Genomic DNA, 10,701 nt, shown 5'->3' with positions numbered 1-10,701 from the left:
GACTACATGAACTCCCGCTACGGCAGCCCCGTCGGCGCCTGGAACTTCTGGCAGACCCACCACTGGTACTAAGCCACCAGTGACCGCCTGACGGCGCGAGCGGCAAGAAGTGCGAAGGCCCCGGTGGCCGGACCTCCCCAGGTCCGGCCACCGGGGCCTTCTTTTTCCCATCCCACAGGGTCCGTGTCGCCCGCTGCCTGCGGCCGACGGGCGTCTTTCGGCCGCCGGGCGGCCGCCTGAGCCGCCCGCGCCGCCTACAGCCGCTGGATGATCGTCCCGGTCGCCAGGGCGCCGCCCGCGCACATGGTGATCAGCGCGAATTCCTTGTCGCGGCGCTCCAGCTCGTGCAGCGCGGTGGTGATCAGCCGGGCGCCGGTCGCGCCGACGGGGTGGCCGAGCGCGATGCCGCCGCCGTTGACGTTGACCTTCTCCAGGTCCTGCCCGAAGACCTGGGCCCAGCTCAGCACGACCGAGGCGAAGGCCTCGTTGATCTCCACGAGGTCGATGTCCTTGAGGGACATCCCGGCCTTGCCGAGCACCGCCCGCGTCGCGTCGATCGGCCCGTCCAGGTGGTAGTGCGGGTCGGCGCCCACCAGCGTCTGGGCGACGATCCGGGCGCGCGGCCGCAGCTTGAGCGCGCGGGCCATCTTGCGCGAGGCCCACATCACGGCGGCGGCCCCGTCCGATATCTGCGAGGAGTTCCCGGCGGTGTGCACGGCGGTCGGCATGACCGGCTTGAGCCGGGACAGCGCCTCCATGCTGGTGTCGCGCAGGCCCTCGTCGCGGTCGACCAGGCGCCACATGCCCTGGCCGGCGCCCTGCTCCTCCTCCGTCGTCGGGACCTGGACGGCGAAGGTCTCCCGCTTGAACCGCTCCTCGGCCCACGCGGCGGCGGCCCGCTCCTGGGAGAGCAGCCCGAGCCGGTCGACGTCCTCGCGGGTCAGGCCCCGGTGGCGGGCGATCCGCTCGGCGGCCTCGAACTGGTTGGGGAGGTCGACGTTCCACTCGTCCGGGAAGGGCTTGCCCGGGCCGTGCTTGGAGCCCGAGCCCAGCGGCACCCGGCTCATCGCCTCGACCCCGCAGGCGATGCCGATGTCCATGACCCCGCCGGAGATCATGTTGGCGACCATGTGGTTGGCCTGCTGGGAGCTGCCGCACTGGCAGTCCACGGTGGTCGCGGCGGTCTCGTACGGCAGGCCCATGGCGAGCCAGGCGTTGCGCGCCGGGTTCATGGACTGTTCGCCGGCGTGCGTGACGGTGCCGCCGACGATCTGCTCGACGCAGTCGGGCTGGATTCCGGTTCGGGCGAGGAGTTCGCGGTACGTCTCGCCGAGCAGGTAGGCGGGATGGAGGTTGGCGAGCGCTCCCCCGCGCTTGCCGATGGGGGTGCGTACGGCTTCGACGATGACGGGTTCCGCGGCCATGAGCTCGTCCTCTCCTGCACTGTGCCGGCGCGGCGGGCCGTCCCGGCACCCCGCCCGAACTAGTACGCGTTCTAGTTCTCCCCGCAGTCTTATGACCTGTAACCCCGGCACGCAAGGGTCTTGCACGTGCCTTACACGGATTCCACACGCAACAGTTGGCGCGAGGACCCTTGTCACTTCTAGAACTCGTTACTACCTTCAAGCCAACTTCTGATGGGCCGTCAGACCTTGGAGTCGCCCGATGTCGTGTCCCGCGCTGCCCGAAGGCTTCGACGCCACCGATCCCGACCTGCTCCAGGACCGCGTCCCCTTCCCCGAGTTCGCCCAGCTGAGGCAGACGGCGCCCGTGTGGTGGTGCCCCCAGCGGCGTGGCGTCACCGGCTTCGACGACGACGGCTACTGGGTCGTGACGCGGCACGCGGACGTCAAGTACGTCTCCACGCACCCCGAGTTGTTCTCCTCGACCACCAATACGGCGATCATCCGCTTCAACGAGCACATCCAGCGTGAGCAGATAGATGCCCAGCGCCTGATCATGCTGAACATGGATCCGCCGGAGCACACCCGCGTACGCCAGATCGTCCAGCGCGGCTTCACCCCGCGGGCCATCCGCGGCCTGGAGGACGCGCTGCGCGACCGGGCCCGGAAGATCGTCGCGGAGGCGCTGGCCGCATCGGCCGACGGCAGCTTCGACTTCGTCACGCAGGTCGCCTGCGAGCTCCCGCTCCAGGCCATCGCCGAACTGATCGGGGTACCGCAGGAGGACCGGCTGCGCATCTTCGACTGGTCGAACAAGATGATCGCGTACGACGACCCCGAGTACGCGATCACCGAGGAGGTCGGCTCGAACGCGGCGGTCGAGCTCATCGGCTACGCCATGAACCTCTCCGCCGCCCGCAAGGAGTGCCCGGCCAAGGACATCGTCACGCAGCTGGTGGCGGCCGAGGGCCAGGGCAACCTGGGCTCCGACGAGTTCGGCTTCTTCGTGCTGCTGCTCGCGGTCGCGGGCAACGAGACCACCCGCAACGCCATCAGCCACGGCATGCACGCCTTCCTGACCCACCCCGAGCAGTGGGAGCTGTACAAGGCGACCCGGCCGGCGACGGCCGCCGAGGAGATCGTCCGCTGGGCCACCCCGGTGGTGTCCTTCCAGCGCACCGCCACGAAGGACACCGAGCTGGGCGGGCAGAAGATCAAGGCGGGTGACCGGGTGGGGCTGTTCTACTCCTCCGCCAACCACGACCCCGAGGTGTTCACCGACCCGGACCGCTTCGACATCACCCGCGACCCCAACCCGCACCTGGGCTTCGGCGGCGGCGGACCGCACTTCTGCCTCGGCAAGTCCCTGGCCATCATGGAGATCGACCTGATCTTCAACGCGCTGGCCGACTCGCTGCCCGACCTGCGGCTGGCCGGACCGCAGCCGCGGCGGCTGCGGGCCGCCTGGCTGAACGGCATCAAGGAGCTCCGGGTCAGCCGCGGTTGACGGCCGGCCCGTGGTCCACGACGGCAGGGGCCGCTCCTCCCACGCCCCGGCCCCTGCCGTCCGCGGTACGCACCGTTCCGTTTCCGTCGGGGCCCGTTCACGTCCGGGGCATTGTCCCGGGGGCGGCCTGCCGTCAGACTGCGCGGATGAATCTTCAGGCAAGCGGGCCTGCCGACTGCGTGGAAGCGCGCTGGCAGCGCCTGCCGACGACATGGCGGCTGATGCACGAGCGGGACGGTTCCCCGGTCCTGAGCCGGGGCGTGCTCGCGCTCATCGACGCCGCTTCCGCAGAACCGTCCCTGCGCCGGCTCTACCCGTTCACCACCCAGTTCACCCTGTGGTTCAGCGCCCGCACCAGCCACCCCTTCGAGGTGACGGCTCCGGCGGTCGAGCCGCTGCGCGACGGCCGGTTCCGCGTCCTGAGCCCGACCCAGAAGCGCGTGATCGGCGAGGCCGACACCGCGGAGGCGGCGGTCGCCCTCGTCGTGGCCGGCCTGGCCGGGGCCCCGGGCCCGGACGCCTGATCCGTACGGGGAACGCGGCCTGATCGCGCCCGAGTGGCGCGCCGGCCGCACCCGGCGGATCCTGACAGGACGCGGCGATCCACCGAAGGGGTGCCGGGACGGGTACGAGACCCTCCCGGCACCCCTTCGTCGCGCCCGTTCCCCGCCTCCCCCGCGTGCCCTACGCCCGCGTACGCGCCGCCGCGCCCACCCGCTCCGGCTCGCGCGGCCGCGGCACGCTCAGCCCGGCCGGCAGGACGGCACCGCGCGGCCCCGACAGCACGTAGACCAGCCCGAACCCGGCGGTCACGACGGCCGCACCGCCGACCGCGTCGAGCACCCAGTGGTTGGCGGTGGCGACGATCGCGCACACCGTGATCAGCGGGTGCAGTGCCCCGAGGAGCTTCTGCCAGCCCTTGGGCGCGAGCGTGATGATCACGATCCCGCACCACAGCGACCAGCCGAAGTGCAGCGAGGGCATCGCCGCGTACTGGTTGGAGATCGCGGTCATGGCCCCGTACTGGGGATGGGCCAGGTCCTGCGGTCCGTGCACGGTGTCGATGAAGCCGAGCCCGGGCATCAGCCGCGGCGGCGCCAGCGGGTACAGCCAGAAGCCGACGAGCGCGAGGACGGTGGCCAGGCCCAGGGAGGCGCGGGCCCAGCGGTAGTCGCCCGGCCTGCGCCAGTACAGGACCGCGAGGATCGTCAGCGGCACCACGAAGTGGAACGACGTGTAGTAGAAGTTGAAGAACTTCTCCAGCCAGGGCGTGTTCACCACGGCGTGGTTGACGGCGCGCTCGATGTCGATGCCCAGCGCCCGCTCGACGGCGTGGATCTGGCTTCCGTTCCCCTCGGCGAGGCTGCGGCTGGTGGGCGCGGCGGCCCGGATGTGCGAGTACAGGGAGTACCCCACCCGTATCAGCAGCAGCTCCAGCAACAGGTTGGGGCGCGACAGCACGCGCCGCCAGAACGGCATCAGCGGCACCCGCGACCACCGGGCGGCCGCCGGCCGGCCGTACGCCGTCGGGACGGGCTCGCGCCAGTACGGCGAGGAGCGCGGCAGGAACGGCACCGCGCAGGCCGCCGCCAGCGCGGCGAGCAGCAGCACGTTGTCCCGCACGGGGGCCAGCGCGGCCAGGTTGGGCAGCAGCACGTCGGCGGGCAGGGTCATGGCGAGCACCACGGCCACCGGCCACACGGGCCGGTCCGCGGCGCGCTTGCCGACCTTGCCGGCCACCGCGAGCAGCACCCACAGCAGCTGGTGGCGCCAGCCGGTCGGCGCCACGGCGACGGCCACGCAGCCGGTGACGGCGACGGCCAGCAGCAGCTGGCCGTCGCGGGCGTAGCGGGCGGCGCGGCGCAGGCCGATCCAGCCGATCCCGGCCGCGAGGGCCACGTACAGCAGGATCTCGCCGGGGCCGCTCAGGCCGAGCCGCAGCAGCGCACCGTGGACGGACTGGTTGGCGAGGCTGTCGGGGGAGCCGCCGAGGCCGGTGCCGGCCAGGTGGTGGACCCAGTACGTCCACGAATCGCGCGGCAGGGCCGCCCAGGACACGGCGGTGGCCGCGGCGAAGGTCACGGCGGCGGCCTTGGCGGTGGGCCGGCGGCCGGTGAGCCACAGCAGCGGCGCGAAGAGCAGCAGGGCGGGCTGGAGCGCGGCGGCGAGGCCGACGAGGAAGCCGGCCGGGCGCTCGCCGGGCACCCGGAAGACGGCCAGCAGCACCAGCAGCACGGGCAGGACGGCGGTCTGGCCCGGCGAGGCGGCCGCGCGGACCGGCAGCGACACCATCATCAGGGCGACCAGCACGGGCGCGGCGAGCAGCGCGGTGCGCCTCGGCACGGGGTCGGGCAGGCCGCGCGCGGCGACCAGCCCGACGGCGGCCACGAAGAGCAGCGTCACGCAGGTCCAGGCCACCTCCAGGGAGGGCGCCGCGAGACCGAGGAACGGCTTCAGGACCAGCCCGGCGAAGGGGGTCCCGGTGAACTGGCCGCCGTCGTACAGCGACCCCGGAAAGCCGCTGGGGAGCCTGAACTCGCTGAGCCACTCGCCCGGTGGCACGCGCAGCACGGCTGCGGCCTGTCTGACGGCGAGGACACCGGCCAGTGCCCACAGGAGGAGCCGTGCCGCTCCCAGCCTGCCGCTACCGCCTATGACCCCGGCATGTCCGTTCGCACCACTGTGCTCTGCCGCGTTAGCCACGCCTCGCCGGCCTCCCGCCCTGTTGACCGCAACCTTGACTTCGCCTGGCTGCCGCGTTTCATGCACCACTTGATTACCTGGGGACGACGATATCCCGCAGAGGATCCCTAGGATGGCGGGCATGAGCATCGTGAAGATCAACGCACTGACCGTGCCCGCCGAGCAGCGGGAAGTCCTGGAGCAGCGGTTCGCCTCGCGGGCGGGCTCCGTGGAGGGTTCGGACGGGTTCGAGTGGTTTGAGCTGCTTCGTCCCGTTGAAGGCACGGACCAGTACCTGGTGTACACGCGGTGGCGGTCGGAGGAGGACTTCCAGGCGTGGATGGAGGGGCCCATGAAGGCGGCGCACCAGGGTGGCGGCGCGGGTCCGGGCGGGGGCGAGCGCCCGAAGCCGGCGGCCTCGGGGTCGACGGTGTGGTCGTTCGAGGTCGTGCAGCAGGCGGCGCCGAAGCCTCAGGGCTGAGGCCGGGGGCGGGGCCTCGGTCCTGCGGCCGGGGCGGGGCCTCGGCCCTGCGACCGGGGCTCGTCCTGCGTCGGGGCGGGGGCCCGGTACTGCGGCCGGGGCGGGGTGGGGCGGGCGGGGAGGTCAGCCCCAGAAGCGGTCCTCCTCGTCGATGTCCTGCGTGCACTCGTCGATGTCGGTGATCTTCCCGCCGACGATCGTGAAGAAGAGGCCTCCCTGGATCTCGATGCCGTGGTCCCCGCGGTCGCCGCGGGCCGTGTGGAAGGCCATCACGTGGCCCCGCCCGTCGACCAGCACCGCGTGCAGATCGACCTGGAAGGTGCCCTTCGTCTCCTCGCCGATCCTCCGGTAGAGGTCGAGGACGGCCTCCCGGCCCTTGTGGTGCCCGGAGAGGGGATTGCTGCCCGGGACGTGGTGGACGACGTCGGCCGTCATCAGCGTGCCCATCATCTCCATGTCGCCCTTGCCGAAGGCCTCGTAGCCGCGGCGGATCAGGGCAGCGTCAGGGTGCTCGGACATGGCGTCTCACGCCCTCCGTCTGGGGGATATGCGTCTTTTCCTATCATCGGCCCGTACCTGTGGATATTCCACGCGGCGGGATGTGCGCGGACTTCACAATGGCGCCATGGACATCAAGAGCACGAGCACCGGATCCACCACCACCGCCTCCGTCGGCAACTGGACCGTCGCCGCTGAGCACTTCGCCACACCGGACGCCACCGCGCTGCGCCGCGCGTACTACGCGGAGGTCGCCGGCCGGTACTGGAAGCGGCCCGCCACGGAGGCCGAGATCGACGAGGGCCTGCGGGACGATCCGGCCGACGGCCTCGCCCCGCCGACGGGCCAATTCGTGGTCGGCCGGCTGGAGGGAACGCCCCGGGCCTGCGGTGGCATACGGCTGCTCGACCCCGTCACCGCCGAGCTCACGAGGGTGTATGTGGACCCGCGCGCCCGCGGCACCGGCGGCGGGGCGACGCTGCTCGCGGCCCTGGAGGCGGCGGCCCGCGCGCTGGGCGCCGAGCGGGTGCGCCTCGACACCCGCTCGGACCTGGTCGAGGCCCGGGCGCTGTATGCGCGCGAGGGCTACCGGGAGATACCGGCGTACAACGCGGGGCCGTATGCGGAGCACTGGTTCGAGAAGCCCCTGGTCTGACGCCGCCGCCGAATGTCCGGCTCCGGACCGTGTCAGCCGGAGGCGGGTGCGAGGTCCGCGCCCCGGAAGGGCAGGCCGGTCACGGCGTCGAGGGTGACGACCCGCATGCCCGCCTTCGGCCGGTCCGTCGCCCCGGGTGCCGGAGCCGACGGCCCACCGGCCGGGGAGGCGCTCTTGAGCGAGGTGATCCAGCACGGGTGCCAGGTTCCCCGGGCGTCCTGCTTGGCGATCAGCTCGCTGCTGGTCACCTCGGCGTCGGGATGGGCGGCGCGGGCCTTCTCCTGGGCCTCTTCCTTGGTGAGGACGGCTTTCGGCAGCTGCGGTGCCGCGATGTTGCTCGCCGAGAACGCCAGGATCTTCCGGTCGCCTCCCACGATCACGTCGAGCCGCATGGGCATGAGGACGCCGTCGACGCGCGAGCGCCACGACACCAGCTTGGCCTGGCTGTCCGGCCCGCCGGCCGCCGTCACCCGGGTCGTGTCCGAGGGCGGGGCCCAGGGGAAGTGGGTCTTGGCGAATGCGGAGGCCGTCTCGCGGACCGCGTCGTCGGCGATCGGCGGGGCACCGGGCCGGTCGGGCTCCACTGCCGCGAGTCTGCCCGACCGCACCTCGCGGGACGGCCAGTCGACGACCAGGCTTCCCGACCGGGTCGCGATCTCCAGCCTGCCGGGTTGCCCGTGGGAACCGGGCGTGTACTGAACGTTGTCGGTCGTCACGGAGTCTCCGAAGAACTCCTGGGCGGCGGCCGTGGCCGCCTTCGTCTGCGCGGGATCCGCCCGGTGCCCGTCACTCACGTCGGACACGGTGATCAGGAGTGTGGGCAGCGCGACGGCCGCGAGCAGGCCGGCCCCGGCCGCGCCGATGAACGAGGTCAGCCGGATGTCGGCACGCCGGCGAAGGGGCGGCGCCCCGGCCGCCGCGTGCCGGGGGACGAACCGGCACCACGCGTACCCGGCGGCGCAGCCCGCGAGCGCGCCGAGCGCGTTGGCCGCGAGGTCGCCCGTATCGCAGGCGCGGCCCATGCCGGGGGTCAACGCCTGGGCCACCTCGACGGCTCCGGACAGCACCGCGCAGGCGGCGAACACGGGCAGCGGGCGCCGCGTGAGCAGCGTCGTGAAGAAGGCGAGGGGAATGAACAGGGCGATGTTGAGGAGGCCTTGCTGCGCGATGAGGCTGCCCAGTACATCGCGCTGCACCGTGCACACGCGGGAGGCGGGCGCCTGGGGGTGCAGCCGGTAGAGGGTCGCGGCCAGGACCAGCGCGCCGGCCGTCGTGGCGGCGACGGACACCGAGGGGGACACGGCGTACCTGCGCCCGAGCCACCACGCGGGACCCCCCGCGAGCAGTGCCAGGGCGGCGAACAGGAGCAGGAGTGACAGGTGGCCGCTAAGGGCTGCTTCGATCACGGAAGGGCAATCCTCGGGAGGAGGGGCGGGGTGGAGCGGGCCGGCTCCACCCGGGGGTGGAGCCGGCCGCGGAATGCCGGTCAGCGACCGGCGATCACCGGGAGCCGTCGCAGATGCTGACGGGGGCGTTGTAGAAGGTCCCCTGGCCCTGAACGGCCATCCAGCCGACGATGTCGTTGCAGTCGTCGAAGCCCAGCCAGTCGAAGCCCTCGCTGTGGTCGGTCCCCGCCGACTGGCTGAACCAGCCCTTGTCGTAGCTGTAGCCGTGGTAGTTGAAGCCCAGCTTGGCGGTGATGTTCCCGCCGCCCGTCTTCTCGTAGGTCTCGGACATCGTCCACCACGAGCCCTCGTGGACGTTGTCGGGGCGGATCGACGTCCACAGCTTGCCGTTGCTGAGCTTGGTCATCGAGATGCCGTAGTCCACGTTCCCGGCGGACGCGGCGGGGGCGAGGACGAGGACGAGGCCCAGTGCCACCAGAGAACCCGCCATGGCCATGACAGAGGTGCGCTTGCGCATGTGCTTGTGTCTCCTTGATTCGGTGCGGAACGGGGTGCGCGCTCTGCGCGATCTAGCAGATGGTCACGGGGGCGTTGTAGAAGGTGCCCTGGTTCTGGACCTTGAGCCAGCCGACCACGTCCGCGCAGTCGTTGAAGCCGAGGTTGTTGAACGACTCGAACGAGCTGTCGCCCGCACTCTGCGTGAACCAGCCCTTGTTGTAGCTGTAGCCGTGGTAGTTGAAGCCGTACTGGGCCGTGATGGTGCCTCCGCCGGCCTTGCCGTACGACTCCTCCATCCACCAGTAGCCCGTGCCGTCGTTCTGGGGCCCGATCATGGTGTTGAACTTCCCGAAGGTGAGCTCGGTGACGGACCAGTACTTGCCGGCGTTGCCCGAGGCCATCGCGGCGGGTGCGCCGGCGACGGTCGCCGCCAGGAACACGCTCGCGACGGCCAGGACGGGACGAATCCTCAATGCAGTTCCTCACGTAAAAGGTCACTGATCGAACGGATTCGAATCTAGGCAGGAGTCGATCGGCACACTGAACGGTCAGTGCGGGACTGCTTGACGCTCAGCGCGCGGAACTCGGTGGGGCTGACCCCGTACGCCTCGCGGAAGGAGCGGCTGAAGACCACCGGACCGCTGAAGCCCCACCGGGCGGCGATGGCCTGCACCGGGCGGGCGGCGAGATCGGGGCATGCGAGATCGGCGCGGCACTGCTCCAGCCGGCGCCGCCGGATCCGGGCCTGGACGCTCTCCTGCCGGCCCTGGAAGAGCTGGTGGAGACTGCGCACCGAGATGTGGTGGTGGGCCGCGATGACCGAAGGGCTCAGCTCCGGATCGCCCAGGTTGTGCTCGATGAACGCACGGATCCGCTGGAAGAGGGCCTGTTCCCGGATTTCGGAGGGCAGGTGGTCCTCGGAGTCCAGGTGCTGGGCCAGACAGGCCGCCGCCAGGTCGAGGGCGACCGCGCCCATACGCCGTAAGTCCTCCGGCTCGCACTCGGCGCCGTGGTCCTCGAGGGCCGTCATGAACGAGGCCAGCAGCGCCGCCACCCCGCGGTCACCCCGCATGCGGCGGGCGAGCAACCCGTCCAGACGCTGGGTGCGCAGCGGCACGACCGCCCGGGGAAGCATCAGAATCGTCGCCCGCACCTGCCCGCCCCCGTCGAGCATCGCGTTGTCGGAGGGCCGCGAGGTGTCCCAGAGCATGAGGTCCCCGGGTCCGACGGTGCACTCGTTGCGGTGCTGGGACATCGATGTGGCGCCCTTGCGCACCAACGCCAGCTGGTACTGCTCCGGGTCGCCGCGCCGGATCATCGCGGCCGTGCGCCGCGAGCGCACCGGCGACAGGTCGAACCTGGCCACACGGAGTTCTCCCAGGTCCAGTACGGCGGCCTCGCCCTGGAAATCGGCGGGCCGCTCGCTGCTGAGCGCGGCGGGCATCACCTCACGCGAGATGATGTCCGCGTACCAGTCGAACCGCTCCCCCGCGGGCACCTCGCCCGACGACACCACTGACCACATCTGCGCCCCCCAGCTCGAACCGTTCCTGCACAGCCAAGGATGCAGA

Annotated in this window: 11 protein-coding genes; 4 read left to right on the top strand and 7 right to left on the bottom strand. The window is 71.7% G+C overall.

All coding sequences use genetic code 11. From position 1 onward, the window contains the following. Positions 1 to 254: 254 nt before the first annotated feature. Positions 255 to 1,424, bottom strand: coding sequence for a steroid 3-ketoacyl-CoA thiolase (locus ACFYZS_RS15290; protein ID WP_389011632.1), 1,170 nt, complete (start codon positions 1,422 to 1,424; stop codon positions 255 to 257). Between the two features lie 241 nt (positions 1,425 to 1,665). Here ACFYZS_RS15290 and ACFYZS_RS15285 point away from each other — a divergent pair, with 241 nt between their 5' ends. Both ACFYZS_RS15285 and ACFYZS_RS15280 read left to right on the top strand, forming a co-directional pair. Continuing rightward, complete coding sequence (locus ACFYZS_RS15285; RefSeq protein ID WP_229340071.1) at positions 1,666 to 2,910, top strand: cytochrome P450; 1,245 nt, start codon at positions 1,666 to 1,668, stop codon at positions 2,908 to 2,910. Between the two features lie 146 nt (positions 2,911 to 3,056). Beyond that, positions 3,057 to 3,434, top strand: coding sequence for a DUF6193 family natural product biosynthesis protein (locus ACFYZS_RS15280; protein WP_389011629.1), 378 nt, complete (start codon positions 3,057 to 3,059; stop codon positions 3,432 to 3,434). A 160-nt stretch (positions 3,435 to 3,594) separates the two neighbouring features. Here the strand turns inward: ACFYZS_RS15280 and ACFYZS_RS15275 are convergent, their stop codons facing one another. After that, positions 3,595 to 5,613 carry a bifunctional glycosyltransferase 87/phosphatase PAP2 family protein gene (locus ACFYZS_RS15275; RefSeq protein ID WP_389011626.1) on the bottom strand — a complete coding sequence of 673 codons (2,019 nt, stop codon included), beginning with the start codon at positions 5,611 to 5,613 and terminating at the stop codon, positions 3,595 to 3,597. A gap of 121 nt (positions 5,614 to 5,734) precedes the next feature. Between ACFYZS_RS15275 and ACFYZS_RS15270 the strand changes: the two genes are divergently transcribed. Then, positions 5,735 to 6,073, top strand: a complete 339-nt coding sequence (locus tag ACFYZS_RS15270; protein WP_389011623.1) for an antibiotic biosynthesis monooxygenase family protein — start codon at positions 5,735 to 5,737, stop codon at positions 6,071 to 6,073. 123 nt (positions 6,074 to 6,196) lie between these two features. On the opposite strand, the gene ACFYZS_RS15265 is transcribed toward ACFYZS_RS15270, so the two are convergent. Beyond that, a complete protein-coding gene (locus ACFYZS_RS15265) occupies positions 6,197 to 6,592 on the bottom strand; it encodes a nuclear transport factor 2 family protein (RefSeq protein WP_389011621.1) in 396 nt (131 codons plus the stop codon). Positions 6,593 to 6,698: 106 nt separating this feature from the next. Here ACFYZS_RS15265 and ACFYZS_RS15260 point away from each other — a divergent pair, with 106 nt between their 5' ends. Beyond that, positions 6,699 to 7,226 (top strand): GNAT family N-acetyltransferase, encoded by a 528-nt coding sequence (locus tag ACFYZS_RS15260; protein WP_389011618.1) that lies wholly within the window; start codon positions 6,699 to 6,701, stop codon positions 7,224 to 7,226. Positions 7,227 to 7,258: 32 nt separating this feature from the next. Here the strand turns inward: ACFYZS_RS15260 and ACFYZS_RS15255 are convergent, their stop codons facing one another. From ACFYZS_RS15255 to ACFYZS_RS15240, 4 genes are all read right to left on the bottom strand, one after another. Continuing rightward, entirely contained in the window at positions 7,259 to 8,632 is a 1,374-nt protein-coding gene (locus tag ACFYZS_RS15255; RefSeq protein WP_389011615.1) for a VanZ family protein, read from the bottom strand. A gap of 94 nt (positions 8,633 to 8,726) precedes the next feature. After that, positions 8,727 to 9,149 (bottom strand): hypothetical protein, encoded by a 423-nt coding sequence (locus ACFYZS_RS15250; RefSeq protein WP_389011612.1) that lies wholly within the window; start codon positions 9,147 to 9,149, stop codon positions 8,727 to 8,729. 52 nt (positions 9,150 to 9,201) lie between these two features. After that, a complete protein-coding gene (locus ACFYZS_RS15245) occupies positions 9,202 to 9,603 on the bottom strand; it encodes a hypothetical protein (protein WP_389011609.1) in 402 nt (133 codons plus the stop codon). Positions 9,604 to 9,647: 44 nt separating this feature from the next. Further along, positions 9,648 to 10,655, bottom strand: coding sequence for a helix-turn-helix domain-containing protein (locus tag ACFYZS_RS15240; protein WP_389011606.1), 1,008 nt, complete (start codon positions 10,653 to 10,655; stop codon positions 9,648 to 9,650). Positions 10,656 to 10,701: the final 46 nt, after the last annotated feature.

This window comes from Streptomyces sp. NPDC001903 (assembly GCF_042891345.1).
In the GTDB taxonomy this organism is placed as follows: Bacteria; Actinomycetota; Actinomycetes; order Streptomycetales; family Streptomycetaceae; genus Streptomyces.
Note: the sequence above shows the minus strand (reverse complement) of the source record. Positions and strands in the feature narration are given on the sequence as shown.